The 26,994-nt window shown below is 70.6% G+C and carries 19 protein-coding genes and 2 pseudogenes; 16 read left to right on the forward strand and 5 right to left on the reverse strand.

Going from position 1 to position 26,994, the window contains the following annotated elements; translation table 11 throughout:
* Position 1 precedes the first annotated feature (1 nt).
* From BKI49_RS28565 to BKI49_RS28595, 7 genes are all read left to right on the forward strand, one after another.
* Entirely contained in the window at positions 2–766 is a 765-nt protein-coding gene (locus tag BKI49_RS28565) for a DUF3710 domain-containing protein (protein WP_028802252.1), read from the forward strand.
* Positions 767–1,033: 267 nt separating this feature from the next.
* Complete coding sequence (locus BKI49_RS28570; protein WP_095937142.1) at positions 1,034–2,254, forward strand: alginate lyase family protein; 1,221 nt, start codon at positions 1,034–1,036, stop codon at positions 2,252–2,254.
* Positions 2,255–2,313: 59 nt separating this feature from the next.
* Complete coding sequence (locus BKI49_RS28575; protein WP_095937143.1) at positions 2,314–3,006, forward strand: ABC transporter ATP-binding protein; 693 nt, start codon at positions 2,314–2,316, stop codon at positions 3,004–3,006.
* A 247-nt stretch (positions 3,007–3,253) separates the two neighbouring features.
* Positions 3,254–5,800 (forward strand): sensor histidine kinase, encoded by a 2,547-nt coding sequence (locus BKI49_RS28580; RefSeq protein ID WP_095937144.1) that lies wholly within the window; start codon positions 3,254–3,256, stop codon positions 5,798–5,800.
* Complete coding sequence (locus tag BKI49_RS28585; protein WP_095937145.1) at positions 5,794–6,510, forward strand: response regulator; 717 nt, start codon at positions 5,794–5,796, stop codon at positions 6,508–6,510. Before BKI49_RS28580 ends, BKI49_RS28585 begins: the two co-directional genes overlap by 7 nt.
* Before the next feature lie 69 nt (positions 6,511–6,579).
* A complete protein-coding gene (locus BKI49_RS28590; protein WP_078629174.1) occupies positions 6,580–6,978 on the forward strand; it encodes an OB-fold nucleic acid binding domain-containing protein in 399 nt (132 codons plus the stop codon).
* 3 nt (positions 6,979–6,981) lie between these two features.
* The gene (locus BKI49_RS28595; protein WP_095937146.1) at positions 6,982–7,737 is read left to right on the forward strand and encodes a DUF3159 domain-containing protein; all 756 of its coding nucleotides are present in this window, start codon (positions 6,982–6,984) and stop codon (positions 7,735–7,737) included.
* A 329-nt stretch (positions 7,738–8,066) separates the two neighbouring features.
* On the opposite strand, the gene BKI49_RS28600 is transcribed toward BKI49_RS28595, so the two are convergent.
* Both BKI49_RS28600 and BKI49_RS28605 read right to left on the reverse strand, forming a co-directional pair.
* Positions 8,067–8,744 (reverse strand): potassium channel family protein, encoded by a 678-nt coding sequence (locus BKI49_RS28600; RefSeq protein WP_095937147.1) that lies wholly within the window; start codon positions 8,742–8,744, stop codon positions 8,067–8,069.
* A complete protein-coding gene (locus BKI49_RS28605; protein ID WP_095937148.1) occupies positions 8,744–9,415 on the reverse strand; it encodes a potassium channel family protein in 672 nt (223 codons plus the stop codon). The genes BKI49_RS28600 and BKI49_RS28605 overlap by 1 nt, the downstream gene beginning before the upstream one ends.
* Positions 9,416–9,828: 413 nt before the next feature.
* On the opposite strand from BKI49_RS28605, the gene BKI49_RS28610 reads away from it, so the two are divergent.
* Positions 9,829–11,880 (forward strand): APC family permease, encoded by a 2,052-nt coding sequence (locus tag BKI49_RS28610; RefSeq protein ID WP_095937149.1) that lies wholly within the window; start codon positions 9,829–9,831, stop codon positions 11,878–11,880.
* Between the two features lie 151 nt (positions 11,881–12,031).
* Positions 12,032–13,360, forward strand: a complete 1,329-nt coding sequence (locus BKI49_RS28615) for a class I SAM-dependent RNA methyltransferase (RefSeq protein WP_095937150.1) — start codon at positions 12,032–12,034, stop codon at positions 13,358–13,360.
* Between the two features lie 218 nt (positions 13,361–13,578).
* On the opposite strand, the pseudogene BKI49_RS36040 reads toward BKI49_RS28615, so the two are convergent.
* A pseudogene (locus tag BKI49_RS36040) lies at positions 13,579–13,674 on the reverse strand (bifunctional riboflavin kinase/FAD synthetase); the annotation flags it as partial.
* 207 nt (positions 13,675–13,881) lie between these two features.
* On the opposite strand from BKI49_RS36040, the gene BKI49_RS28620 reads away from it, so the two are divergent.
* The 7 genes and pseudogenes from BKI49_RS28620 (at position 13,882) to BKI49_RS28650 (ending at position 23,359) form a co-directional block, all read left to right on the forward strand.
* Positions 13,882–15,402 carry a DEAD/DEAH box helicase gene (locus tag BKI49_RS28620; protein ID WP_257004998.1) on the forward strand — a complete coding sequence of 507 codons (1,521 nt, stop codon included), beginning with the start codon at positions 13,882–13,884 and terminating at the stop codon, positions 15,400–15,402.
* A 184-nt stretch (positions 15,403–15,586) separates the two neighbouring features.
* Positions 15,587–16,459 (forward strand): vWA domain-containing protein, encoded by an 873-nt coding sequence (locus BKI49_RS28625; protein ID WP_257004999.1) that lies wholly within the window; start codon positions 15,587–15,589, stop codon positions 16,457–16,459.
* Positions 16,456–17,304 carry a hypothetical protein gene (locus BKI49_RS28630; RefSeq protein WP_095937152.1) on the forward strand — a complete coding sequence of 283 codons (849 nt, stop codon included), beginning with the start codon at positions 16,456–16,458 and terminating at the stop codon, positions 17,302–17,304. The genes BKI49_RS28625 and BKI49_RS28630 overlap by 4 nt, the downstream gene beginning before the upstream one ends.
* A 2-nt stretch (positions 17,305–17,306) precedes the next feature.
* The gene (locus BKI49_RS28635; protein WP_257005000.1) at positions 17,307–19,484 is read left to right on the forward strand and encodes a protein kinase family protein; all 2,178 of its coding nucleotides are present in this window, start codon (positions 17,307–17,309) and stop codon (positions 19,482–19,484) included.
* Positions 19,485–19,749: 265 nt separating this feature from the next.
* Positions 19,750–20,970 (forward strand): PP2C family protein-serine/threonine phosphatase, encoded by a 1,221-nt coding sequence (locus tag BKI49_RS28640; protein WP_095937154.1) that lies wholly within the window; start codon positions 19,750–19,752, stop codon positions 20,968–20,970.
* 53 nt (positions 20,971–21,023) lie between these two features.
* Positions 21,024–22,622 (forward strand): annotated as a pseudogene (locus BKI49_RS28645) (sensor histidine kinase); the annotation flags it as partial.
* Positions 22,623–22,909: 287 nt separating this feature from the next.
* Complete coding sequence (locus BKI49_RS28650; RefSeq protein WP_028802239.1) at positions 22,910–23,359, forward strand: response regulator; 450 nt, start codon at positions 22,910–22,912, stop codon at positions 23,357–23,359.
* 47 nt (positions 23,360–23,406) lie between these two features.
* Here BKI49_RS28650 and BKI49_RS28655 read toward each other — a convergent pair whose 3' ends face one another.
* Together BKI49_RS28655 and BKI49_RS28660 are read right to left on the reverse strand one after the other, a co-directional pair.
* Positions 23,407–26,160, reverse strand: coding sequence for a molybdopterin-dependent oxidoreductase (locus BKI49_RS28655; RefSeq protein WP_095937156.1), 2,754 nt, complete (start codon positions 26,158–26,160; stop codon positions 23,407–23,409).
* The gene (locus tag BKI49_RS28660; RefSeq protein WP_095937157.1) at positions 26,157–26,978 is read right to left on the reverse strand and encodes an FAD binding domain-containing protein; all 822 of its coding nucleotides are present in this window, start codon (positions 26,976–26,978) and stop codon (positions 26,157–26,159) included. Before BKI49_RS28660 ends, BKI49_RS28655 begins: the two co-directional genes overlap by 4 nt.
* Positions 26,979–26,994 lie beyond the last annotated feature (16 nt).

Here is a 26,994-nt window from a genome sequence, read left to right on the forward strand (position 1 = left end):
CGTGTTCGGACGTCGCAAGAAGGGCAGTGCCGCCGAGGACGCGGCGGGCGAGGCCGAGCAGGTCGTCGACGGCGTCGACACTGAGGCGGACGAGGCGGAGGAGCGGGAGCGCGTGAGGCTCGAGCCCGAGCCCCGCCCCGACGGACCCTGGGACAGCTCCGAGGTCCGTGAGCCGGCCGAGGGCCGGGTGGACCTGGGCGGTCTTTTCGTGCCCGGGGTCGACGGCATGGAACTGCGGGTCGAGGTCGCGGGTGACGCGATCGTCGCGGCGACCGTGGTCCTCAAGGACAGTGCCGTCCAGTTGCAGGCCTTCGCCGCTCCCAAGCGCGAGGGCATCTGGGGCGAGGTGCGCGAGGAGATCGCCTCCGGCATCACCCAGCAGGGCGGTGTCATCGACGAGGTCGAGGGCCCGCTGGGCTGGGAGCTGCGTGCGCAGGTTCCGGTGCAGCTGCCGGACGGCACGGGCGGTTTCCAGGTCGTGCGGTTCGTCGGCGTGGACGGTCCCCGCTGGTTCCTGCGCGGAGTGATCTCCGGGCAGGGCGCGGTGCAGCCGCAGGCCGCGGGTCTGCTGGAGCAGATCTTCCGGGACACGGTCGTCGTCCGCGGCGAGGGTCCGATGGCCCCCCGCGACCCGATCGTCCTGAAGCTGCCGAACGACGCGCAGATGGTCCCCGAGGGTGTCCAGCAGGAGGAGCAGGGCGGTTCCCGCTTCTCCGGCGGCATGGGACAGCTCCAGCGTGGGCCGGAGATCACCGAGGTCCGCTGACCTGGGTTCTCCGAGACCGACGGACCCGGGACCACCGGGCCGCCGCCGGCCGAGGGACGCACACGAGCTCGGGCCGTACCTCCCCAGGGGAGGTACGGCCCTTTCGCATGTCCGGGCCCCGGCCAAGTTCCCATCCATGAACGGCAGTTGAGCTGCGGGTCTTACTTCAGGCCTTGACGGAAGCCTGGTCCATACCTATGGTCACCGGCCAACGCGCGTGTTCAGCATTCCATGTGTCGTTCACATACGAGAATGGATGGCCCCCACATGCCCGACACCCCCACACGGCACCACCGCAGACGGCGCCCCCTCGTCCTCGCCACCGTCGCCGCCGCGACCGCGGCGCTCGTGGGCACTCTCGTCTCCTGGCCCGGTGCCCATCGGGCCGAGGCCGCGCCCGCCGTCTTCGCGCACCCCGGAGTCACCGTCTCCAAGAGCCAGCTGGACTTCGCACGCACCAAGGTCAACGCGGGCGCCCAGCCCTGGAAGGGCGCCTTCGACCAGATGACGGCGAGCAAGTACGCCTCACTGAGCCGCACCGCCAAGCCCCGCGCGACCGTCGAGTGCGGCTCGTACTCCAACCCCAACTACGGGTGCACCGACGAGCGCGAGGACGCGATCGCCGCGTACACCGACGCGCTCGCCTGGTACATCACGCGCGACGACCGGTACGCCAAGAAGGCCATCGAGCTGATGGACGCCTGGTCGGCGGTGATCAAGGACCACACCAACAGCAACGCGCCCCTGCAGACCGGCTGGGCCGGCTCCTCCTGGCCGAAGGCCGCCGAGATCATCAAGTACACGTACACCGGGACGTGGGCCAACTCCGGCCGCTTCGCGACCATGCTGCGCGACGTCTACCTGCCCGAGATCATCAACGGCTCGAACTCCAACGGGAACTGGGAGCTGTCGATGATGGAGGCCGCCGTCGGCATATCCGTCTTCCTGGAGGACAGGACGTCGTACGACAAGGCCATGGCGAAGTTCCGGACGCGTACCGCCGCCTACGTCTACCTCGCCTCGGACGGCGACCTGCCGAAGACCGTGCCGAGCCAGAACCTCGACACCAGGGCGAAGATCGTCAACTACTGGCAGGGGCAGTCCACCTTCGTCACCGGACTCACCCAGGAGACCTGCCGCGACTTCACGCACACCGGCTACGGCATCTCCGCCATCTCGCACATCGCCGAGACCAGCCGCATCCAGGGCCAGGACCTGTACGGCACCGACGTCGGCGAGCGGCTGCGACAGGCACTCGGCTTCCAGTCCAAGTACCAGCTGGGCGAAGCCGCACCGAGCTGGCTGTGCGGCGGGTCCCTGAACCTCGGGCTCGGACCGGTCACCGAGGTCGGCTACAACGGCCTGCACAACCGCCTGGGCATCGCGATGACCAACACCCAGCGGCTGACCGAGCAGAACCGCCCGGCCGGCAGCAACAACCTGTTCGTGGCCTGGGAGACGCTGACCCACGGTGACAACCTCGCCTGACCCATTGCCCGGCCGGGCGCCCGCTGGACATACTGGCGCCCGGCCGACGGGGGAGGAACATGAGTCAGGTCGCCACCGACACCATGCTGCGGGTCGAGAACGTCCATCGTTCCTACGGCACCGGAGCCGCTGCCGTGCACGCGCTGCGCGGGGTCTCCTTCGACGTGCCGCGCGGCGAGCTCGTCGCCCTCAAGGGCCGCTCCGGATCCGGCAAGACCACCCTGCTCAACCTCGTGGGCGGTCTCGACGAGCCGGACGAGGGCCGCATCACCGTGGACGGCCTCGACCTGTCGGGCCTCGACGAGAACGGACTGCTGGGACTGCGCCGCGACCGCATCGGCTTCGTCTTCCAGTCCTTCGGACTCATCCCCATCCTCACCGCCGCCGAGAACGTCGGCGTGCCGCTGCGGCTGCGCCGGGCCGACCCGCGCGAGCGCGAGGAGCGCGTGGACCTGCTGCTCTCGCTCGTCGGCCTCGCCGACCACGCGGCGCAGCGGCCCGGCGAGCTGTCCGGCGGCCAGCAGCAGCGCGTGGCCATCGCCCGCGCCCTGGCCAACAACCCCGCTCTCCTGATCGCCGACGAGCCCACCGGGCAGCTCGACGCGGAGACCGGCATCGCCGTGATGGAACTGCTGCGCGCCGTCGTCCGCAGCGAGCGCGTCACCGCCCTCGTCGCCACGCACGACGCGGCCCTGCTCGACCTCGCCGACCGGGTGCTGGAGCTGAGCGACGGCGAGATCGTCGAACACTGACGGCGCCGCCGCGTCGCGCCACGGGCGCGCACCGTCCTCCACGGCGGGTCACCGCCGGCCCCGCGACTGCCGCTCCGGCACCGGGCGGAGGGTGGCACACGCCCGCACCACCTCCGCGCGCCGTCGCGGATCGCGTCAGAGTTGCGTCAAAGACGCCCCCCGCCTGCCCCGACGCCCCCTTTGCCGGAATTCATGGCCGTAAGGTCGACGCTGCGTACACGGCAGTGACAGGAAGACAATAGGGCTCATGGCACGCGGCAAGCTTCGGATCTACCTCGGTGCGGCACCGGGCGTCGGCAAGACGTACGCCATGCTCTCCGAGGCGCACCGGCGCGTCGAACGCGGTACCGACTGCGTGGTCGCCTTCGTGGAGCACCACGACCGGCCGCGCACCGAGGTGATGCTGCACGGCCTGGAGCAGGTGCCACGCAGGGAACTGCAACACCGCGGCTCCGTCTTCACCGAGATGGACGTGGACGCCGTGCTGGAGCGCGCCCCCGCCGTCGCCCTGGTGGACGAACTCGCCCACACCAATGTGCCCGGCTCGCGCAACGACAAGCGCTGGCAGGACGTGGCGGAACTCCTCGCGGCCGGCATCGACGTCGTCTCGACCGTCAACATCCAGCACCTGGAGTCACTCGGCGACGTCGTCGAGTCCATAACGGGCGTACGGCAGCGGGAGACCGTGCCGGACGAGGTGGTGCGCAGGGCAGACCAGATCGAGCTCGTCGACATGTCGCCACAGGCGCTGCGGCGGCGGATGGCACACGGCAACATCTACAAGTCCGACAAGGTCGACGCCGCCCTGTCGAACTACTTCCGGCCCGGCAACCTCACCGCCCTGCGCGAGCTCGCCCTGCTCTGGGTCGCCGACCGGGTCGACGAATACCTCACCGAGTACCGCAGCGAGCACCGGGTCTCCAAGATCTGGGGATCGCGGGAACGCATCGTGGTGGGCCTGACCGGCGGACCGGAGGGGCGCACGCTGATCCGGCGCGCGGCCCGGCTCGCGGAGAAGGGCGCGGGCGGCGAGGTGATGGCCGTCTACATCGCGCGCAGCGACGGACTGACCTCCGCCTCGCCCAAGGAACTGGCCGTCCAGCGCACCCTCGTCGAGGACCTCGGCGGCACCTTCCACCACGTCGTCGGCGACGACATCCCCGCCTCGCTCCTGGACTTCGCGCGGGGCGTCAACGCCACCCAGATCGTGCTCGGCTCCTCCCGCCGCAAGACCTGGCAGTACGTCTTCGGGCCGGGGGTCGGCGCCACCGTCGCCCGCGAGTCGGGCCCCGACCTGGACGTCCACATCGTCACCCACGAAGAGGTCGCCAAGGGGCGCGGCCTTCCGGTGGCGCGCGGGGCACGGCTCGGCCGCTCCCGGATCATCTGGGGCTGGCTGGTCGGCGTGCTCGGACCGGTCGTCCTCGCCCTGCTGCTGAACACCGTCGACCTCGGCCTCGCCAACGACATGCTGCTGTTCCTGACGGTGACCGTCGCGGCGGCGCTCCTCGGCGGCCTCTACCCGGCACTGGCCTCCGCGGCCTTCGGCACCCTCCTGCTGAACTACTACTACACGCCGCCCCTGCACCGGCTGACCATCGCGGACCCCAAGAACATCGTCGCCATCGCGATCTTCGTCGGCGTCGCCGTCTCGGTGGCGTCGGTCGTGGACCTGGCGGCCCGCCGCACGCACCAGGCGGCCCGGCTGCGGGCCGAGTCGGAGATCCTGTCCTTCCTCGCGGGCAGTGTGCTCCGCGGCGAGACGAGTCTGGAGGCCCTCCTGGAGCGGGTCCGGGAGACCTTCTCGATGGAGTCCGTCGCCCTGCTGGAGCGGGAGAGCGACGTCGACCCGTGGACCTGCGCGGGCAGCGTGGGACCCGAGCCCTCCACCCGGCCCGAGGACGCGGACGTGGACATGCCGGTCGGCGACCACATGGCGCTGGCCCTGTCCGGACGCGTCCTGCCGGCCTCGGACCGCCGGGTGCTCGCCGCGTTCGCCGCGCAGGCCGCGGTGGTCCTGGACCGCCAGCGGCTCCAGCACGAGGCGGCCCAGGCCAAGGAACTGGCCGAGGGCAACCGCATCCGCACCGCGCTGCTGGCCGCCGTCAGCCACGACCTGCGGACCCCGCTGGCCGGGATCAAGGCCGCGGTCTCCTCGCTGCGCTCCGAGGACGTCGAATGGTCCGAGGAGGACCGGGCGGAGCTCCTCGAAGGCATCGAGGACGGCGCCGACCGCCTCGACCACCTGGTCGGCAATCTGCTGGACATGTCCCGCCTGCAGACCGGCACGGTCACCCCGCTGATCCGCGAGATCGACCTCGACGAGGTGGTGCCGATGGCCCTCGGCGGCGTCCCCGAGGACAGCGTGGAGCTGGAGATCCCGGAGAGCCTGCCGATGGTCGCCGTCGACGCCGGACTGCTGGAGCGCGCCGTCGCCAACCTCGTCGAGAACGCCGTCAAGTACAGCCCTGCCGACGAACGCGTCCTGGTGTCCGCGAGCGCCATCGCCGACCGGGTGGAGGTGCGGGTCGTCGACCGCGGACCGGGCGTCCCCGACGAGGCCAAGGACCGCATCTTCGCGCCGTTCCAGCGCTACGGCGACGCCCCGCGCGGCGCCGGCGTGGGCCTCGGCCTCGCCGTCGCCCGCGGCTTCGCCGAGGCGATGACCGGCACCCTGAACGCCGAGGACACCCCCGGCGGCGGACTCACCATGGTGCTCACGGTGCGGGCGGTGGACCGCCGCCCCGACCTGGCCACCACACCTTCAGGCGCAGAGAGGCAGGTCCCATGCTGAGCTCGACCGGGGGCGACCCGCGGACCCCCACGAGGGTCCTCGTGGTCGACGACGAGCCGCAGATCACCCGGGCCCTGGTGATCAACCTCAGGGCACGCAAGTACGAGGTCGACGCGGCGCCCGACGGCGCGACCGCCCTCCAGCTCGCCGCCGCCCGCCACCCCGACGTCGTCGTGCTCGACCTGGGGCTGCCCGACATGGACGGCGTGGAGGTGATCAGGGGGCTGCGCGGCTGGACCCGGGTGCCGATCCTGGTGCTCTCGGCCCGGCACTCCTCCGACGAGAAGGTCGAGGCGCTCGACGCGGGCGCCGACGACTACGTCACCAAGCCCTTCGGCATGGACGAGCTGCTGGCGCGGCTGCGGGCCGCGGTGCGCCGGGCGGAGCCCACCGGGGGCGGCGAGGACGACGTGATCGTCGAGACCGACGACTTCACCGTCGACCTGGCCGCCAAGAAGGTCAACCGCGACGGCCGCGACGTCCGTCTGACGCCCACCGAGTGGCACCTCCTGGAGGTCCTGGTGCGCAACACGGGCCGCCTCGTCGGGCAGAAGCAGCTGCTCCAGGAGGTGTGGGGACCGTCGTACGGCACGGAGACCAACTACCTCCGCGTCTACATGGCCCAGCTGCGCCGCAAGCTGGAGGTGGACCCCTCGCACCCGCGGCACTTCATCACGGAGCCCGGGATGGGGTACCGGTTCGAGCGATGAGTCGCACACGGGTTCGCACGGTGGTGCCGGGGGTACGTACGGGTCGGCGGCCCCCGGTACGCTTTCGGTATGAGTGCTGTTCCTCGTTCCGAAAAGCCGGCGGGCCGGTTCCGGCGGATGATAGACCGGCTCTCCTCGTCCCAGGAGGACCTGGAGTCCGAGGAGCTGCGGGAGGACACCGAGACCACCGGGTGCACCCGCATCGGTGACTGCCACGACCGCCAGATCGTCACGGTTACTGGTACGTTGCGCACGGTCACTCTGCGCCCGCGGGCCGGTGTCCCGGCCCTGGAGGCCGAGCTGTTCGACGGATCGGCCGCCCTGGACGTGGTCTGGCTCGGCCGGCGCTCCATCGTCGGGATCGAGCCGGGACGCAAGTTGATCGCATCGGGCCGGATTTCGATGAGCCGGGGCCGTAGGGTGCTGTTCAACCCGAAGTACGAACTCAGACCGCTCGGACGGGAGTAGCCGGTGACGTCGCTCGACAAGCCGACCGAAGACGCCCAGCAGGACTCCAGGGCCGTGACCGAGGCCGCGCTCTTCGACGCGTTCGGCGGCGTGCGGGGCATGGTCGAGACGGTCGTGCCCGGCCTGCTCTTCGTCACCATCTTCACGATCAACAAGGACCTGCACTGGTCGGCGATCGCCGCCCTCGGCGTGTCCCTGCTGCTCGTGGTGGTCCGCCTCGTCATGCGGGACACCGTCAAGCACGCCTTCAGCGGGGTGTTCGGCGTCGCGTTCGGCGTGGTCTTCGCGATGATGACGGGCAACGCCAAGGACTTCTACCTGCCGGGCATGCTCTACACGCTCGGTCTGGCCATCGCCTACATCGTCACGACCCTCGCGGGCGTCCCGCTGATCGGCCTGATCCTGGGACCGGTGTTCAAGGAGAACCTCTCCTGGCGCACCCGCAATCCCGGCCGCAAGAAGGCGTACGCCAAGGCCAGTTGGGCCTGGGGTCTGATCCTCCTCGCCAAGTGCGCGGTGCTCTTCCCGCTCTACTGGTGGGCCGACACCACCCAGTTCGGCTGGGTCCTCATCGCCCTGAAGATCCCGCCGTTCCTCCTCGCCGTCTGGCTCACCTGGGTCTTCCTCGCGAAGGCGCCCGCGCCGATCGACGTCTTCGCCGAGATGGAGGCGGAGGAGAAGGCCGAGAAGGAGCGCAAGGCCGCCCTCGCGGCGGAGCGCGGCGACTCGGCACCCGCCCGCCACCGCCGGGAGGCGTAGCCCGCCCCCGCCGAGGCGTAGCCCGACCCTGCTGCAGGACGGCACTCCCCGCTGCCGGGTCGGCCCCCTCGCCACGCCGGCTGGGCCCGAGGCTCAAGGGCGCGGTCTCCGCGAGATGACGGGCGCCCGGTCCGCGGGACGGCACCGACGGCAGCTCAGGCGACCGGATCGCGCGCGGACGCCGGCCCGCAGTGGAAGGCCCACGATGGTCCGCAGGCGACGGCCGGCGACGGTCCGTAGCCCGACACCCCACACACCACAGCCCGCACACGACGACGGGGCGCCCGGAGATCTCCGGGCGCCCCGTCGTCGTACACGCTCCGAACCGTCTACTCGGTCGCGTCCTCGCGGCGCACCGACAGCAGGTCCTCCAGCTGCTCCTCGCGGGCCTGCGCGGCCACGAAGAGGAGTTCGTCGCCCGCCTCCAGGGAGTCCTCCTGGGAGGGGGTCAGGACGCGGGTGCCGCGGATGATGGTCACCAGCGAGGTGTCCTGCGGCCACTCGACGTCGCCCACCGTGGTGCCCGCGAGCGCGGACTCCGGCGGCAGGGTCAGCTCGACGAGGTTGGCGTCGCCGTGGCTGAAGCGCAGCAGGCGCACCAGATCGCCGACGCTGACCGCCTCCTCGACGAGGGCCGACATCAGGCGCGGGGTGGAGACGGCGACGTCGACGCCCCAGGCCTCGTTGAAGAGCCACTCGTTCTTCGGGTTGTTCACGCGGGCCACGACCCGCGGGACCCCGTACTCGGTCTTCGCGAGCAGGGAGACGACGAGGTTGACCTTGTCGTCACCGGTGGCCGCGATGACCACGTTGCAGCGCTGGAGCGCGGCCTCGTCCAGGGAGGTGATCTCGCAGGCGTCGGCGAGCAGCCACTCCGCCTGCGGCACGCGCTCGACCGAGATGGCGGTCGGCGCCTTGTCGATCAGCAGGATCTCGTGGCCGTTCTCCAGGAGCTCGCCCGCGATCGAGCGGCCCACGGCGCCGGCACCGGCAATGGCGACCCTCATCAGTGACCGGCCTCCTCTTCAGGACCCTTGGCGAACGCCGCCTCGACCTTGTCCACCTCGTCGGAGCGCATCATGACGTGCACCAGGTCGCCTTCCTGCAGCACGGTCTGCGAGGAGGGCAGGATCGCCTCGCCCAGCCGGGTGAGGAAGGCCACGCGCACGCCCGTCTCGTCCTGGAGGCGGCTGATCTTGTGGCCGACCCAGCCGGAGGAGGTGTGCACCTCGGCGAGCTGCACCCCGCCGGTGGGGTCGCGCCACAGCGGCTCGGCGCCCGAGGGCAGCAGCCGGCGCAGCATCTGGTCGGCCGTCCAGCGGACGGTGGCGACGGTCGGGATGCCGAGGCGCTGGTAGACCTCGGCGCGGCGCGGGTCGTAGATGCGGGCGGCCACGTTCTCGATGCCGAACATCTCGCGGGCCACCCGGGCGGCGATGATGTTCGAGTTGTCACCGCTGGAGACCGCGGCGAACGCGCCGGCCTCCTCGATGCCCGCTTCGCGCAGGGTGTCCTGGTCGAAGCCGACTCCGGTGACACGACGGCCGCCGAACCCGGAGCCCAGTCGTCGGAAGGCGGTGGGGTCCTGGTCGACCACGGCGACCGTGTGCCCCTGTTGCTCCAGGGTCTGGGCAAGAGCGGAGCCCACTCTTCCGCAGCCCATGATGACGATGTGCACGACCGTCCTTCCGAATCTGATGGTTACGGCTCAGGGTGAACAGGGTCTCAGACCGCCGCCCAAGCTACACACGCGCGGTCCGTCCGGGGCACCCCTGTGCACGTTCGCCTGCGGGTTCCGGGCGTCGGCCGAGGAGAGGGAGATCAGCGGCGTGTGATGCTGCGGACACTCACCAGGGTCAGGATTCCGAGGCCGACGAGGGCGGCGGCGGCTCCGATCAGCTCCGCGGTCACATGCATGGATCCTCCACGGCAGGGGCAAGGGGCGGGGTTTTGTCATATAGACACGTGGATCCGTCCGGCCACGGAATCCGCAGCCGGACAGGTCCCCGTTTTCACTCGGAGAGCAGATGCTGTGCCGAAGCGGGGCGGCGGGTGGGCGGCCCCGTGTTCGAACCCTTACGCTTCTCTGTTGTGTCCAAACTGACCGACGTGCCCAAACGGATTCTGATCGGGCGCGCACTGCGCAGTGATCGGCTCGGAGAAACGCTCCTGCCGAAGCGCATCGCCCTTCCCGTGTTCGCCTCCGACCCGCTCTCCTCCGTCGCGTACGCGCCCGGAGAAGTGCTGCTGGTCCTGTCCATCGCGGGTGTGTCGGCCTACCACTTCAGCCCCTGGATCGCCGTCGCGGTCGTCGTGCTGATGTTCACGGTGGTCGCCTCCTACCGGCAGAACGTGCACGCGTACCCGAGCGGCGGCGGCGACTACGAGGTCGCCAACACCAACCTCGGTCCCAAGGCGGGACTGACCGTCGCCAGCGCCCTGCTCGTCGACTACGTCCTGACCGTCGCCGTCTCCATCGCCTCCGGCATCGAGAACCTCGGCTCCGCGATCCCCTTCGTCGTCGAGCACAAGGTGGCCTGCGCGGTCGCCGTCATCGTGCTCCTCACGCTGATGAACCTGCGGGGCGTCAAGGAGTCCGGCAAGCTCTTCGCGATCCCGACGTACGTCTTCGTGGCGGGCGTCTTCATCATGATCGCGTGGGGCGCCTTCCGCGGGCTCGTCCTCGACGACACCATGCGCGCGCCCACCGCCGACTACCACATCAAGGCCGAGCACCAGGGGCTCGCGGGCTTCGCCCTCGTCTTCCTGCTGCTGCGGGCCTTCTCCTCCGGCTGTGCCGCGCTCACCGGCGTCGAGGCGATCTCCAACGGCGTCCCGGCCTTCCGCAAGCCCAAGTCGAAGAACGCCGCGAACACCCTCGCGCTGATGGGCCTGCTCGCCGTCACCATGTTCTGCGGCATCATCGCGCTGGCCATGTCGACCAAGGTCCGGATGGCCGAGAACCCGGCCAACGACCTGATCCACAACGGCGCCCCGGTCGGCTCCGACTACGTCCAGAACCCGGTGATCTCCCAGGTCGCCGAGGCCGTCTTCGGCAAGGGCAGCTTCCTGTTCATCGTGCTGGCCGCCGCCACCGCGCTGGTCCTGTTCCTCGCCGCCAACACCGCCTACAACGGCTTCCCGCTGCTCGGCTCGATCCTCGCCCAGGACCGCTACCTCCCGCGCCAGCTGCACACCCGCGGCGACCGCCTCGCCTTCTCCAACGGCATCGTGCTCCTCGCGGGCGCCGCGACCCTGCTGGTCGTCATCTACGGGGCGGACTCGACCCGCCTCATCCAGCTCTACATCGTCGGCGTCTTCGTCTCGTTCACGCTCAGCCAGACCGGCATGGTCCGCCACTGGAACCGCCACCTGGCCACCGAGAAGGACCAGGCCAAGCGGCGTCACATGGTCCGCTCCCGGGCGATCAACGCCTTCGGCGCGTTCTTCACCGGCCTGGTCCTGGTCGTCGTCCTGGTCACCAAGTTCACGCACGGCGCCTGGGTCGCCCTGCTCGGCATGGTGATCTTCTACGCGACGATGAGCGCGATCCGCCGGCACTACGACCGGGTCGCCGAGGAGATCGCCGCCCCCGAGGGCCCCTCCGACGACAGTGTCCGCCCCTCCCGCGTCCACTCCGTCGTCCTGATCTCCAAGATCCACCGCCCGACGCTGCGCGCCCTCGCCTACGCCAAGCTGCTGCGCTCCGACACCCTCGAAGCGCTCAGCGTCAACGTCGACCCGGCCGAGACCAAGGCCCTGCGCGAGGAGTGGGAGCGGCGCGGCATCGACGTACCGCTCAAGGTCCTCGACTCGCCGTACCGCGAGATCACGCGGCCGATCATCGAGTACGTGAAGGGGCTGCGCAAGGAGTCCCCGCGCGACGCGGTGTCCGTGATCATCCCCGAGTACGTGGTCGGCCACTGGTACGAGCACCTGCTGCACAACCAGAGCGCCCTGCGCCTCAAGGGCCGCCTGCTGTTCACCCCGGGCGTCATGGTGACGTCGGTGCCCTACCAGCTGGTGTCCTCCGAGGCGGCCAAGCAGCGCGCCCGCAAGCGGCAGGACTGGAACGCGCCGGGTGCGGTGCGCCGCGGTCCGGCGGAGGAGCGGACCAAGGAGTCCTCCCAGACCAAGGGCTGAGGCCTGTCCGACCGTCCCGGCGTCGCCCGCCGGGCAGGACGGACAGGGCCTGGCACCGACGGCCTCGTGGTGAACGGCCGGACGACGTCCACGTAGACTGGTGGGCTGTTGTCCGGCCGTTCCCCCTTTTCTCAACTGGAGTCACCCCGCCATGCAGGCAGAACCGAAGAAGTCGCTGGTGGGGGCCGAGTACGAGGTCGAGATCGGCCCGGTCGCCCACGGCGGACACTGCATCGCCCGCACCAGTGAGGGCCAGGTCCTCTTCGTCCGGCACGCCCTGCCCGGCGAGCGGGTCGTCGCGCGGGTCACCGAGGGCGAGGAAGGCGCGCGCTTCCTGCGCGCCGACGCCGTACAGATCCTGGACGCGTCGAAGGACCGCGTCGAGGCGCCCTGCCCCTACGCCGGCCCCGGCCGCTGCGGCGGCTGCGACTGGCAGCACGCCAAGCCGGGCGCCCAGCGCCGCCTCAAGGGCGAGGTCATCGCCGAGCAGCTCCAGCGGCTCGCGGGCCTCACGCCCGAGGAGGCCGGCTGGGACGGCACGGTGATGCCCGCCGACGGCGACAAGCTGCCCGCGGGCCAGGTGCCGGCCTGGCGTACGCGTGTCCAGTACGCCGTGGACGCCGACGGCAATGCCGGGCTGCGCCGCCACCGCTCGCACGAGGTCGAGCCGATCGAGCACTGCATGATCGCGGCGCCGGGTGTCAGCGAACTCGGCATCGAGGAGCGTGACTGGTCCGGCATGGCCTCGGTCGACGCGATCGCCGCGACCGGATCCCAGGACCGCATGGTGATCCTGGAGCCCCGGCCCGGCGCCCGTCTGCCCCTCGTGGAACTCGACAAGCCCGTCTCCGTGATGCGCGTCGAGGAGAAGGACGGCGGCATCCACCGTGTCCACGGCCGCGCGTTCGTGCGCGAGCGTGCCGACGGCCGTACCTACCGTGTCGGCAGCGGCGGCTTCTGGCAGGTCCACCCGATGGCGGCCGACACCCTGGTCAAGGCCGTGATGCAAGGCCTGCTGCCGCGCAAGGGTGAGATGGCGCTCGACCTGTACTGCGGCGTCGGCCTCTTCGCGGGCGCCCTCGCGGACCGTCTCGGCGACACGGGCGCGGTCCTCGGCATCGAGTCGGGCAAGCGCGCGGTCGAGGACGCCCGGCACAACGTCGCCGCCTTCGACCGGGTCCGCATCGAACAGGGCAAGGTCGAGTCGGTCCTCCCGCGCACCGGTATCACCGAGGTCGACCTGATCGTCCTCGACCCGCCGCGCGCCGGCGCCGGCAAGAAGACGGTCGAGCACCTGTCGTCCCTGGGCGCCCGCCGCATCGCCTACGTCGCCTGCGACCCGGCCGCCCTCGCCCGCGACCTGGCGTACTTCCGCGACGGGGGGTACCGGGTGCGGACGCTGCGGGCGTTCGACCTGTTCCCGATGACGCATCACGTGGAGTGCGTGGCGATCCTGGAGCCGGTGGACAAGGGGCGCTGAGCCGCGGTTCGGTGGGGTTGACGATCGCTGCGATGCAGCGGCAGCGTCACGAATCGGGGCCATGGGTCGTGATCACCTAAGCCGTGCTCGAGTGACTGTTCATGACGTGGGTGAATGGATGCCCACCAGGCCGTTCCCGACTGCCCCAGTGGGCTGTAGGCGATGGTGCACAGCACTACGACCGAGTCCCGGAGTGCGGCAATCTGTCGCAGAAGCGGCACGTACAGGTCGACGACCTCGACCTCGAAGTCGTACGTCTCGCCCTGCTCGCGCAGGAAGTCGACGTCGCCCGCGGCCTTGTGGCCGAAGCGGAAACCCCCGGAGCCTCGCGCTCTGGAGGCCGCGCGGCCCGCAGGGCCGCCGGTGCCGGATGGTTCTCCTTCGGCCTCTGGCGCCGGAGAAGGGCTCTGTCCGCCGTCGTTCGATCCGCGGGGGAGGACCTGGCCGCCCAGTGGCCCGCCTGGGCGTCGGAGCGTCCGGTCCCCTCCGATCTCCTACGCACCCTGGCCGAGGCTGTGGCTGTGGAACGGGCGTTGCGGGAACTCCTGCCGCAGCATCTTGCCAGGGACGAGGAAGCGCTGAAGCGAGCGCGGCTGGAGAGCGGCGCTGGTCTGTCGGAGACGTCGGGTGAGCTGGCCCGGGCGGTGACCGCCGAGGCCATGGCCCGTGGCCGCTCGCTGATGGGCCAGCGGCTCCAGGCGCTGCGGCAGCGCTCCGGCTTCCAGCGGAGCCAGGGCAACCTGATGGCACACCTGAAGCGCTGGGCGATCAGCACGCACTCGGTACGGCAGCTCGAACTGGCTCCGCAGCTGTTCGACCTCGTGGTGATCGACGAGGCGAGTCAATGCTCGATTCCGGCGGTGATGCCGTTGCTGTTCCGGGCGAAGCGGGCGCTGATCATCGGTGACCCTATGCAGCTCGGGCACATCCCGGGGATCACCGCACAGCAGGAGCGGCAGGCACGGGTACGGTCGAGGCTGAGCGCGGCACAGCTCGAAGATCGGCGCGTTACCTATCACGTGTACTCGTCGTATCACGCAGCCGCGCAGAGCGGGGAAGCGGCGCTGCTACTCGACGAGCACTACCGATGCCACCCGGCCATCGCCGACATCGTCAACGGGCATTGCTACGCTGGCCAGTTGCAAGTCCTGACCGACGTCCGAAGGCAGATTCCGGCTGTCGACCCGTGGGGATCGCTCGGCCCGGCTCCGGTGCTGGGGTGGGTGGACGCGCTGCACGGCGAGTCAGCCAGAGGCGCCGGTGGCCAGTCCTGGCGCAACCCGGCGGAGGCCGAGCGGGTACACGAGGTGGTGGACGAGTTGCTCGCGCGGCTACCCGAGCACGCGACGGTCGGAGTGGTGACGCCGTTCCGGGCCCAGAAGGACGCTCTGGCGCGGGTGTGGGCCGACGACGAGCGGGTCCGGGTCGGTACCGTCCACGCCTTTCAAGGCGGACAGCGCGACGTGATGGTCCTGAGCCCGGTGGCCACGGGTAACACTCCGCCCCGTACGACGCACTGGGTGGCGAGCCAGGTCAATCTGTGGAACGTCGCGGTCACACGAGCCAAGTCCCAGCTCATCACGGTGGGGAGTCACGCCTTCTGGACGGGCCAGGTCGGGCTGCCTGCACTGCTTGCCGAAAGGTCCGCCGTACTGCGCGCGGGGGCGGACACCGGACACGACACGGCTTTCTCGGCGATGACGACGACCGACTTTCGTGCCGAACTCGGAGACCGGCTGCAGGAGTACCTCAGCCGTCGCGGAGTCACCGATCTGGAGCGTACGGCAGCGATCGGTGGGCACACCGTGGACCTGCTGTTCACGCAGAACGGTGCGAACACAGCGGTACTCATCGACTCGGGACCCGAACATGGCGAGGACCCGGCCCGTCACCTGCGACTGACGCACGCTCGCGGCGACTTGCTGACGGGGCTGCCCTGTGGTGGCTCGGGAGCGAAACCCGGTCCGGTCGAACAGACTCTGAGGCTGCCGGCTTGGCGGGTGCTTGCCGGCGTCCCGGCGCTCGACTCTCTGTTCGCCTGAATGACTGCTGCCACATGATGACTGCCTGACATATTGCTGTGTTCATGCGGAACTCGGCGCAGCGTATTTCGAGTAAGCCCATCCATATGCCGAAGTAGTCCCACTACGATGCGATCGGGGGATCTCGGTGTCTCGGCGTGCGCGCTGATAGCCGGAAGTCAGCATGCCGTGCGAGTTCCTCCGCATGACCGACTTCTTCGCAGCCCGCCAGGAGCGCTACGTGCCCTACACGGCCGAGATCAGCCGCAGCAACCCGACGAGCATCGTCTTCCTCGTCGATCAGTCGACCTCGATGAGTGACCCCATCGGTGGTGAGATCCCTCAACAGAAGGCTGACGTCGTCGCCGACGCCATCAACCGCCTGCTCACGGAACTCTCGGTCAAGTGCGCCAAAGAGGAAGGCGTACGTGACTACTTCCACGTCGCGGTCATCGGCTATGGCGCCACCGTCGGCTCGGCGTTCGCCGGTTCGCTCGCCGGCCGGGACATCGTCCCCCTCAGCGAAGTTGCGGACAATCCGGCCCGCGTCGACGAGCGAAGCAAGAAGGTGTCCGACGGAGCCGGTGGTCTGGTGGAGACAGTGGTCAACTTCCCGCTGTGGATGGACCCGGTCGCCCATGGCGGGACCCCGATGAATCGTGCGCTTCAGTACGCTGAGAGCCTCGTCGCCGGCTGGACCGAGCGCTACCCGGCCAGTTTCCCGCCCATCGTCATCAATCTGACGGACGGTGAGTCGACCGACGGCGACCCCACAGCTGCCGCGGAGGCCATCACCTCACACGCCACGGCCGACGGCGCGGCGCTGCTGTTCAACCTGCACGTCTCCGCCGCTGGGGGGACCCCCACCGCCTTCCCCGACACCGCCGACGGTCTCCCCGACAGCTACGCCCGCTCACTCTTCGCGATGTCGAGCCCCCTGCCCAGTCACATGCGTTCCTACGCGGCCTCGCAGGGCCAGCGGGTCAGCGAGACCACCCGTGGCTTCGTCTACAACGCGGACATCACCACGGTCGTGCAGTTCCTCGACATCGGCACCCGCGCCACCGAACTGCGGTGACGACCTCCACTTCATGCGTGTATGTCACGCACCTCGTGGCGCCCAAGCACGGAAGCACGGATGCGGAATGCGAGGACGCCGTCTCCGTGCTTCCCGGCCGCCCACATGACTACATGCTGCGAGAGCCGCTGACCGCGGGCGTCTGTGACGGAGCGACGGAGAGTGCCCTGGCCAAGGACTGGGCCCGTCTGCTGTCACGCGCGGCGGCCGAACACGCGATGGAGCTGCCGGACCTGCTGGCAGGCGGCACCGCCTTCGAGGAGTTTGCGTCATCGGCGGTGGCTCAGTGGGAGCCCTGGGTCGTGCAGTACACGCAAGCGCGCAGTGCGGAAGGGCGCCCGTTGAAGTGGTACGAGCACACCAAGCTCGCAGAGGGTGCCTACGCGACCCTGCTCACGGTGCGCGTCGACCCGGATTCCGATTCCCACCCCGCCGCATGTGAACCGGAGTGGCGGTGGCGCGCTGCCGCCTTGGGAGACAGCTGCTTGTTCCACCTGCGCGACAACCGGCTGGTACAGGCGTTCCCGGTGGGGACCGTCGAGGAATTCGGCACCACTCCCGATCTCTTCGGCAGCCGCAACCACGACGTGGCCCTGCTGTCCCGTCGTACACGTTTCACCGAAGGCCGCTGCCAGCCCGGCGATCGGCTGCTCCTGATGACCGACGCCCTTGCCGCGTGGCTCCTGTCGGCCTCGGACCAGGATGACGCCGTGAGCCAGTTGCTGGAGTTCGCCGGGCCCGACGACCTGGTCGGTTTCAAGGACTGGCTGAACGGTCTGCGGGACTGCCGGCAACTGCGCAACGACGACGTGGCACTCGTACGGATCGACTTCGAGGGGCGGTGAACGTGGGCTCGGCCACCGGTCCGCACCGTCAGTTTCCCAGCGGTGCCGACTACGCGGAGGCGCTGCAGCACACGCAGCTGTGCTTCCGGCATCCCGAACTCAAAGGGGCAAGGCCCGAGTTGACCAAGCTCGGTCTGCCTCGCGCCATCTCCGGCGCCTTCGCGAGCGTCTTCTCGCTGACCTCGGCCACCTCAGGTCGGCGTTACGCGATCAAATGCTTCACCCGCCACGTCCCGGACCAGGAACGCCGCTACCAGGCCATCAGCTCTCGACTCGGGCAGTTGGAACCGGCCGAACTCTCCCAACCGTGGAATCTGGGCTTCGAGTACCTTCCTGATGCAATCAGCGTCGGACGGGATCGCTATCCGGTCCTGAAGATGGAGTGGACCGAGGCCGTCACCCTGTCCTCCTGGCTCGACGACAACCATGCCCACCGGTTCACCGTCGACCGTCTGGCCGACCGGTTCGAGGCACTTACCCGTGACCTGGCGGCCCACGAGATAGCCCACGGCGACCTCCAGCACGGCAACCTGCTCGTCGCAAGCGATGACACGTTGCGCTTGGTCGACTACGACGGCATGTATGTCCCCGCGCTGGCCGGCATGGGAGGCACTGAGCGGGGCCACCGGAACTACCAGTCGCCCATGCGAGGGAACGATGACTTCGGGGCGGAGCTGGATCGGTTCTCCGCCTGGGTCATCTTCTTGTCGCTCAAGGCAATCGCGTCCGATCCTTCACTGTGGAATCGGCTCCACGAGCCCAGTGGCGAGTTCCTGCTGCTCACCGAGGACGACTTCAAGAGTCCAGGCGGATCCACGAGGCTGCAGACGCTGCTGGCCCATCCCGACCGAGCGGTGAGTGGCCTCGCCGACCAGGTTCGGTCCTTGGCCTTCCAGCCATTGGACGTGCTGCCTGCGCTCGTGCAAGCGGTCCCCAAGCAACGGACCGCCGCTACGACGACTTCAACGGTTTCAGCTCATGGCACCGCTGCTGCGACTGGTACGAGCGGACTGCCCGGATGGATGACCGGGCACGTCTCTCCGCAGGTCACGCCGACGCCGGCGACCTCCGTCACTTCACCGGACGGTTTCCACATTCGGAAGCCGCTGGATGTCATCGCAGCTGTGCTCTGGCCGCTCATGTTTGCCGCAACAGTCATGATGGTGGTCGTGGGATTCTCGACGCCACCGATCGGGCCGGGTGTGCCCCTCGTCGCCTCCGCCGTGCTCACTGCCTTCGCCCGGAGCCGCCGTGTGGAGCGGGCACAGTCACGAGCAGCCCTCGCCAAGCTGACGAACGAACTAGCCCAGCTCGATGACCCGGTCAAGGCAGCTGAGAAGCTGAGCAAGGAACGGGCAACGTTCGACGCGACGGAGACGAAGCGGACCGCAGACCACTCGCGAGCCCAGGGCAAGCTCACAGCCCAGTACCACGCCGAGCTCAAGGAGGCCGAGAAGCGTAAGGTCCGCAAGCAGCGCGACATGGACAAGAAGATCGATGGACTCTCGGAAGAGCTCCGCAAAACTCTGTCCAAGGCACTCACCGACAAGCAGTCCGCGTACGTGCGGGATCAGCTCGGCCGACGGCTGATCGCCCAGTCCCCGCCGACTGGCATCGGGCCCAAACTTGCCGCGCGTCTGGCGGCAGCGGGCATCCGGACGGCAGCTGATTTCACGGGCTACCGGTCCGTGCAGAACACCCACTACAACAGCACCGGCGCCGTGCTTGTGCTGAGCAGCGGCCGTGTCGTCGACATCCAAGGCATCGGTGAGGGCAAGGCCATCGCCCTCGATGTCTGGCGCAAACACCTGCTCGCCTCCGCCGAAGCCCGGCAGCCGACCGCACTCAGCACGTCGGAGCGACAGTCGATTGAGCAGGGCGTCGCCCACCGCCGAGCCCAGCTCACCGCGCAGCGCAAGGCTGTGGAGTCCGAGACCGAGACGTTGCGGGTAAGGGCGCGGAAGCAGATGGAGGACGGTCAGGACCGGCTCACCCGAGAGAACACTCTTGCGGGCGAGCGGGCCCGACAGCAGCGGCAGGAGTTCGGCCAGCGCACTGTTGCACTCCAGCAGAAGAGCGCGGTGCACGCGACCCTGAGCGCCTCTGCCGAGGCCGCCAAGCTCCGGCATCGCGGGCTGTCGTACGTGTGCTACCTGCGGTTCCTCTACATCGGTCGTTGATGTCATGTCCGGCTGCCACAGGCAGTGTTACTAAGGGCGCGGATTCTGGTATTTGCAGGCTGTTGCCGGGGCGGCCGTGCCGCACCCCGGCTTGAAGCTCTGAGCAGCCGAGGCGCGGTGCCTTGGACGTAGGGACGGACGCCCATGCCGTCCTCCCCGCCCGTCGCGTACCGCCCCGCCCCCCTGCGCCCCTCGCGCGCGCGTGAGTATGCTCGCGGAGTTGTCCGTCCGAGTGTGGGCGGAGGGTGGTGGGTGGGGGGCTTTCATGAAGATGTCGCAGCCCGGGGCTGCCGACGTGGTTTCGCCCGCGCTCGATCGTGCCGCGGCATGGGGGGACAAGGAGCCGTCGGTCCTGCTGGTCGAGGACGACCCCGGCGACGCCCTGCTCGTCGAGGAACTGGTGGCCGACAGCGCGCTCAAGATGCGTCTGCGGTGGGTGCGTTCGATGGCCGAGGCGTGCGACGTGCTCGCGACCGAACTGCCGGACTGCGTCCTGCTGGACCTGCACCTCCCGGACGCCCAGGGCCTGGAGGCCGTGTCCCGGGTGCGCGACCGCGCGGAACAGGTCGCGGTCGTGGTGCTGACCGGCCTCGCCGAGGAGGGCACCGGACTGGCCGCGGTGGCGGCGGGCGCTCAGGACTACCTGGTCAAGGGCCGTGTCGAGCCGGAGCTGTTCGGGCGGGCCGTCCGTTACGCGATCCAGCGCAAGCACGGCGAGCAGGACGCGGTGGCGTTGCAGGCGAGCCAGATGCAGGCGCAGGAGAACGCCCGTCTGGAGCGGGGACTGCTGCCGCGGCCGCTGCTGCGCGGCGACGGCGTCGAAGTCGTCACCCGCTACCGCCCCGGCCGCGCGCACGCGCTGCTCGGCGGCGACTTCTACGACATCGTGCAGGGCGCCGACGGCACCGTGCACGCGATGATCGGGGACGTCTCCGGCCACGGACCCGACGAGGCGGCCCTGGGGGTGGCCCTGCGCATCGCGTGGCGCACCCTGGTGCTCAGCGGTGTCACCGGCGCCGACCAGGTGGCCCGGCTGGAGGAGATCCTGATGGCCGAGCGGGCCAAGGCGGGTGTCTTCGCCACCTTGGTCATCCTCACCGCCACACCCGGCGAGCGCCGGGTCCGGATGGTGCGGGCGGGACACCCGGGTGCGCTGCTGTGCGGGGGCGGCGCCGTCGAGTGGGTGGAGGTCCTGGGCGGGCCGGCGCTGGGCATCGTGCCCGGCGGGGCGCGCTGGCGGGTGGAGGAGCTCGCGGTCCCCGAGGGCGCGGCGGTCGTCCTGTTCACCGACGGCCTCTTCGAGGGGCGCGTCGGCCGGGGCACGGAACGGCTGGGGGAGGAGGGTCTGCTGGCCGTCGCGCGCGAGCTGGTCCCCCTGGCCCCGGCCGCGTTCGTCGACGGGCTCATCGAACGGGCCGAGGGCCTGGCCGAGCGGCAGGGCGGGCTGGACGACGACGTCGCCGTGCTCTGGCTGCGCTGGGACTGAGGCCGGTGAGGAGCGTGAGAGGAAACAGTGAGTCCGAGGACGGGATACGCAGGATGACCGCCGAGCCGTGGGTCGGACGCCGGCTGACCGTGCAGGGCTGGTTCCGGCTGGTGCTGGCGCTGATGGCGTTGCTCGTGGTCGTGGGGACGGCGGTGGGCGCCGCGATGCTTCAGCGGACGGCCTCGGTCACCGACGAGATGCTCCAGCACGTCGAGCCGGCCCGGACGGAGGCGTACCGGCTCCAGTCCGCCCTGTTCAACCAGGAGACGGGCGTGCGCGGTTACGCCATCGCGGCGGACCGGCAGTTCCTGGCCCCGTACACCCAGGGGCAGAAGGACGAGCGGCGCGCGGCCGCCCGGATCCGCGACCTCATCGGTGACCGTTCCGACCTTCTCGGGAACCTGGAGGCGGTCGAGCGGCGGGCGGCGGACTGGCGGCGCGCCTACGCCGACCCCCTGGTGGCCGGTGTGACGCCGGGTGAACCGCGCACGATCGACCGGGCGACCGCGGAGCGCGGCAAGAAGGACTTCGACCGCATCCGTTCGGTGCTGGCCGCGCAGAACGCGGAACTGTCGTCGGCGGTCCGGGACGGCCAGGACAGACTGACGCACGCCCGCAAGGTGCGCGACGCGGTGCTCGTCGGCATGGTCGTGGCGTTCCTGCTGACCGGCGTGGCGCTGACGTTCCTCGTGCGCCTGCTCGTGGCGCGTCCGCTGGAGGGCCTGCGCACCGCCACCCGCCGGGTGGCTCGGGGCGAGTTCGGGCATGTCATCACCGGCGGCGGGCCGGTGGACGTCACCGCGGTCGCGCGGGACGTGGAGGACATGCGGCAGCGGATCGTCTTCGCGCTCGACGCCTCCCGCGAGCAGCAGGACGCCCTGGCCCGGCAGGCCGCCGACCTGGACGCCCAGGCCGTGGAGCTGCGCCGCTCCAACGCCGAGCTGGAGCAGTTCGCCTACGTGGCCTCGCACGATCTCCAGGAGCCGCTGCGCAAGGTGGCCTCCTTCTGCCAGCTGCTGGAGAAGCGGTACGGCGACCAACTGGACGACCGCGCCGGGCAGTACATCGACTTCGCGGTCGACGGCGCCAAGCGGATGCAGGTCCTCATCAACGACCTGCTCACCTTCTCCCGCGTGGGCCGCGTCAACGACGCCCGCCTGCCCGCCGATCTGGACCAGCTGCTCTCCAAGGCACTGAACAACCTGGACAGCGTCGTCGCCGACACCGGCGCGGTCGTGGACCGGCCGGACGAACTGCCCCCGATCATCGGGGATCCGACGCTGCTGGCCATGCTCTGGCAGAACCTCGTCGGCAACGCCGTCAAGTTCCGCCACCCCGACCGCACGCCGCACATCCGCATCACGTGCGAGCGCGATCCGGAGGACTCCGACGCCTGGCGGCTGTCCGTGAGCGACAACGGCATCGGCATACCCGAGGAGTTCGCGGAGAAGGTCTTCGTGATCTTCCAGCGGCTCCACGGCCGTGACGCCTACGGGGGCACGGGCATAGGCCTGGCGCTCTGCAAGAAGATCGTCGAGTACCACGGCGGCCGTATCTGGTTGGACACCACGTACACCGAGGGCGCCCGCTTCTGCTTCACCTTCCCGTCCGTCGCCGACACGGCGGAGGGCGACCGGGACGACGCGGCGGACGGCGCCGGCACCGGCGGGGCGGACGTCACGCGCTCCGACACGGGCGACGGCTCACGCACCGCCACCGGCGAGGACACGCGCACCGACGCGGGCGACGGCTCACGCACCGCCACCGGCGAGGACACGCGCACCGACGCGGGTGACGGCTCACGCACCGCCACCGGCGAGGACCCGCGCTCCGACACCGGTGAGGGCACCCGCCCCGAGACGACGGACGGCACGCGCCCCGACGCGGACGACCGTACCGACACCGGCGGCAAGGCCGGCACTGAGGAGAAGAGCCTGACATGACCACCCCCGCAGCCACCCCCATCGACGTCCTGCTCGTCGAGGACGACCCGGGCGACGAACTGATGACCCGGGAGGCGTTCGAGGACAACAAGATCGGCAACACCCTGCACGTGGTGCGGGACGGCGAGGAGGCGCTCGACTTCCTCTACCGGCGGGGGGCGCACGCCGACGTGCCGCAGCCCGATCTGATCCTGCTCGACCTCAACCTGCCCAAGTACGACGGCCGGCAGGTCCTGGAGAAGATCAAGTCCGATCCGGCGCTGTCGCACATCCCGGTCGTGGTGCTCACCACCTCCGCGGCCGAGGAGGACATCCTGCGCAGCTACAAGCTCCACGCCAACGCCTACGTCACCAAGCCCGTCGACCTGGACCAGTTCATCGCCGCCGTCCGCCAGATCGACGACTTCTTCGTCCAGGTGGTGCGCCTGCCCCGACAGTCCGGCTGACCCGCGGGGCGCGGATCCGGTGCCCGCGCCGCCGCCGGCCGCCGGACTCATCCGGTTCCCCGTCCGGGCGGGCCGTCCGTCACCCCGGCGTCCCGCAACGCCCGCCACACCCGGTCGCGGGTGAGCGGCAGTTCGGTGAAGCGGATGCCCGTGGCGTCGCGCAGGGCGTTGGCGAAGGCCGGGGCGACCGGGTTGAAGGGGCTCTCGCTCATCGACTTGGCGCCCAGCGGGCCGATGGCGTCGGACGTCTCCATGAAGTGGACCTCGGTGCGGGGGACGTCGGCGTACTGGGGGAGCCGGTAGCGGCGGAACGCGGCCGTGTCGACCGCGCCCGTGGCGTCGAGACGTACGTGCTCGAAGAGTGTGGCGCCGAGCGCCTGGGCCACGCCGCCCTCGACCTGGCCGCGGCACTGCATCGGGTTCATCACCTTGCCCGCGTCGGCGGCGTGCACGCTGCGCAGGATGCGGATCTCGCCGGTGCCGGGGTCGACGGCCACCCGGAACCACTGGGCGTTGAAGGCGACGGAGCGCGGGGTGCCGCCGAAGTGCCCGTCGGCACTGAGCTCCACGCCGACCGCGCGGGCCGCGTCGTGGAGTTCCTTGAGCGGCAGGCGTCCCCCGGAGTGCAGCACCGCTTCCTCGGCGAGCCGGCAGTCGGCGCGCGGGACGCGCAGATGGGCGGCGGCGAAGTCGAGCAGTTGGTCCGCCAGGGCGCGGGAGGCACGCAGGGTGGCCTTGCCCGCCACCACCGTGCCGGTCGAGGCGAAGGCGCCGGTGTCGTGGCGTACGACGTCCGTGTCGGACTGCCGTACGGCGATCCGGTCGACGGTCGTGGCCAGTTCGCCCGCCGCGATCTGGCGGTGCACGGTCGTGGTGCCGTTGCCGAACTCCGCGGTGCCGACGGCGAGATCGAAGGTGCCGTCCGGGAGCAGCGCCGCCCGCGCGTCCGCGATGTGGCCGCCCGGCGGACCCGTCGCGATCATCGAGAGCGCCGCTCCCTCGCCCACCAGCCAGCCCTCCGGTACGGGCTCGCGCGGCGGCTGTGCCTGGGCGCGGCGCACGACGGCCACGCACTGGTCGAGGCCGTAGCTGGCGATGTGGAGGTCCTCCTCCTCGCCTCCCGGAGTGATCATCGGCTCGCCCGGACCGATGATGTTGCGTGCCTTGAACTCCAGTGGGTCCAGGCCGAGTCGGCGGGCGAGTTCGTCGAAGGCCGACTCGACCGCGAACATCACCTGGCCCAGGCCGTAGCCGCGGAAGGCGCCCGCGGGAACGGTGTGCGTGTAGACCGAGTAGGCGTCGACCTTCTTGTGCGGGGCGCGGTAGACGGACATCGACTCGCCGACGCTGTGGAACATCACCGCGGGCCCGTGGTTGCCGTACGCCCCGGTGTCGGCGACGACCCGCAGGCGCAGCGCGGTGAGGGTGCCGTCCCGGCGGGCGCCCGCCTGCACCCGGACCACGAAGGGATGGCGGGTGGTGGCGCCGTGGAACTGCTCGGCGCGCGTGTACTCCAGCTTCACCGGGCGGCGCAGGCGCAGCACGGCGAGGGCCACGATGTCCTCGACGAGCATCTCCTGCTTGCCGCCGAAGCCGCCGCCGACCCGGCCCGCGACCACCCGGACCCGTTCCTCGGGCAGGTCGTACAGGGCGCACAGGGCCCGGCGGGTCAGGAACGGCGTCTGCGAACTGGTGCGCACGGTCAGCCGGCCGTCCTCGTCGAACCAGGCCACCGCCCCGTGGGTCTCCAGGCTGGCGTGCTGCACGCGCTGGGTGCGGAAGGTCTCCTCGTACACCACGTCGGCCGCGGCGAAGCCCGCCTCGACGTCGCCGATCTCGCCGTGCGCCTCGCCGACGACATTGACGTGCGGGCGGGCGATGCGGGCGGTCCCGGCGTCCTTGTCGTGGACGACGGGCGCGCCCGGCCGCATCGCCTCCTCGGGATCGAGGACGGCGGGCAGCACCGCGTACGTCACCTCGACGCGGCGGCAGCCCTCCTCGGCCGCGGCCTCGCTGTCCGCGACGACCGCGGCGACGCGCTGTCCGATGTGGCGGACGGTGTCGTCGAGGACGCGGGTGTCGGCCGGGTCCTCCTCGGGGTGTTCGTGGCGTGCGGTGGAGAAGTGGCGTTCCGGGGCGTCGTGGTGGGTGAGCACGGCGTGCACGCCGGGGACGCGGAGCGCGGCCGAGGTGTCGATCGCGACGATGCGGGCGTGGGCGTGCGGGGAGCGCAGCAGCTTCATGTGCAGCAGGCCGGGGACGTCGATGTCGAAGGTGTACCGGGCGGTGCCGGTGACGACCTGCGGCCCGGCCGGGGCGGGCAGGTTGCGGCCCACGGACTCGCCGGGCCGGGGCTCCTCGACGTGGCGGACCCCGCGGACCGCGTCCTCGATCGCCCGGTAGCCGGTGCAGCGGCACAGATTGCCCTTGAACGCCCTTGGCAGATCAGTGAGTTGCTCCTCGTCCAGGGCTGCCGTCGTCATCAGGAAGCCCGCCGTGCAGAACCCGCACTGGAAGCCCTGCGCGTCGAGGAACCGCCGCTGCACGGGGTGCAGTTCGCCGTCCGGCGAGGCCAGACCCTCGACCGTGGTGACCGTACGGCCGTCCGCGCGGAAGGCGGGGAACAGACAGCTGTGCACGGGCTCGCCGTCGACGTGCACGGTACAAGCGCCGCAGTCTCCGGCGTCGCAGCCCTTCTTCACGCCGAACCAGCCGCGTTCGCGCAGATAGGTGCGCAGGCACTGCCCCGGGTGCGGCTCCTCGGCGAAGGACCGGCCGTTCACCTCGGTCGCGAAACTCATCGGGGCTCCCTTCCCAGCTCCCGGCGGATCTCCTCGGCGAACCGGAGGGTCATGTGCCGCCGCCACTCGGGCAGTCCGTGGATGTCGTCGAACCAGTCCCCGTCGGCGACCGCCGAGCCGATCGCGGACCGCAGATCCCGGCCGGTGGGAGGCGAGGGGAACCACAGCCGCACCGGCCGGACCGTCGACGCCGTGACCGTGACGGCGAGCGATCCGTCGAGCGGGTCCGCCGCGGCGATGACCAGCACTCCGGAGCGGCCGAGCCCGTACAGCGACGCCTGGCGGAACGCCGTCCGGCAGGCGAGCGCGCGGGCCGGCAGGGTGACGGAGCGCAGCAGTTCGCCCTCGGCCAGGTCCTTGCGGCCCGCCCCGGTCACGAAGTCCGCGACGCGCACCCGGCGCCGCAGTCCGGCCTGGGAGATGAGCAGGCACGTGCCGTCGAGCGCGGCCGTGAGGGAGATCATCGGGCCGGCCGGGAGGGCGTTGCAGAGGTTGCCCCCGACGGTGGCCATGTTCCAGATCTTGAACGAGGCGAGGAAGGCGCGGCAGCACTGTTCGAACAGGGGTGCCGCCGTGGCCGCGAGGTCCTTCGCGTACCGGGAGAGCCGGGCGACGGTGCAGGTGGCGGCGATCTCCAGGGAGCCGTCGGGGTGCCGCAGCAGCGGCGGCCAGCCGGTGCGGCTCAGGTCGACCAGGCGGCGCAGGTGCGGCTGGGGCTCGGAGAAGAGGTAGGTGCCGCCGCCCAGCCAGGCGTCGCCCGGCCGCCAGGGCGCGGGCTGCCGGGCGTCTCGTATCTCGACCACCGTGTTCAGGTCCATGGCCGAAAGTGAAGCA

The sequence above is a fragment of the Streptomyces sp. Tue6028 genome (assembly GCF_002300165.1).
Lineage (GTDB): Bacteria > Actinomycetota > Actinomycetes > Streptomycetales > Streptomycetaceae > Streptomyces > Streptomyces siamensis.

Excerpts from the sequence above, each read along its gene's own strand:
- BKI49_RS28640 (WP_095937154.1), top strand. The coding sequence starts at position 19,750 with ATGAAGATGTCGCAGCCCGGGGCTGCCGACGTGGTTTCGCCCGCGCTC.
- BKI49_RS28600 (WP_095937147.1), bottom strand. The coding sequence starts at position 8,744 with ATGAGGGTCGCCATTGCCGGTGCCGGCGCCGTGGGCCGCTCGATCGCG.
- BKI49_RS28625 (WP_257004999.1), top strand. The coding sequence starts at position 15,587 with ATGACCGACTTCTTCGCAGCCCGCCAGGAGCGCTACGTGCCCTACACG.
- BKI49_RS28580 (WP_095937144.1), top strand. The coding sequence starts at position 3,254 with ATGGCACGCGGCAAGCTTCGGATCTACCTCGGTGCGGCACCGGGCGTC.
- BKI49_RS28660 (WP_095937157.1), bottom strand. The coding sequence starts at position 26,978 with ATGGACCTGAACACGGTGGTCGAGATACGAGACGCCCGGCAGCCCGCG.
- BKI49_RS28650 (WP_028802239.1), top strand. The coding sequence starts at position 22,910 with ATGACCACCCCCGCAGCCACCCCCATCGACGTCCTGCTCGTCGAGGAC.
- BKI49_RS28655 (WP_095937156.1), bottom strand. The coding sequence starts at position 26,160 with ATGAGTTTCGCGACCGAGGTGAACGGCCGGTCCTTCGCCGAGGAGCCG.
- BKI49_RS28575 (WP_095937143.1), top strand. The coding sequence starts at position 2,314 with ATGAGTCAGGTCGCCACCGACACCATGCTGCGGGTCGAGAACGTCCAT.
- BKI49_RS28585 (WP_095937145.1), top strand. The coding sequence starts at position 5,794 with ATGCTGAGCTCGACCGGGGGCGACCCGCGGACCCCCACGAGGGTCCTC.
- BKI49_RS28615 (WP_095937150.1), top strand. The coding sequence starts at position 12,032 with ATGCAGGCAGAACCGAAGAAGTCGCTGGTGGGGGCCGAGTACGAGGTC.
- BKI49_RS28590 (WP_078629174.1), top strand. The coding sequence starts at position 6,580 with ATGAGTGCTGTTCCTCGTTCCGAAAAGCCGGCGGGCCGGTTCCGGCGG.
- BKI49_RS28570 (WP_095937142.1), top strand. The coding sequence starts at position 1,034 with ATGCCCGACACCCCCACACGGCACCACCGCAGACGGCGCCCCCTCGTC.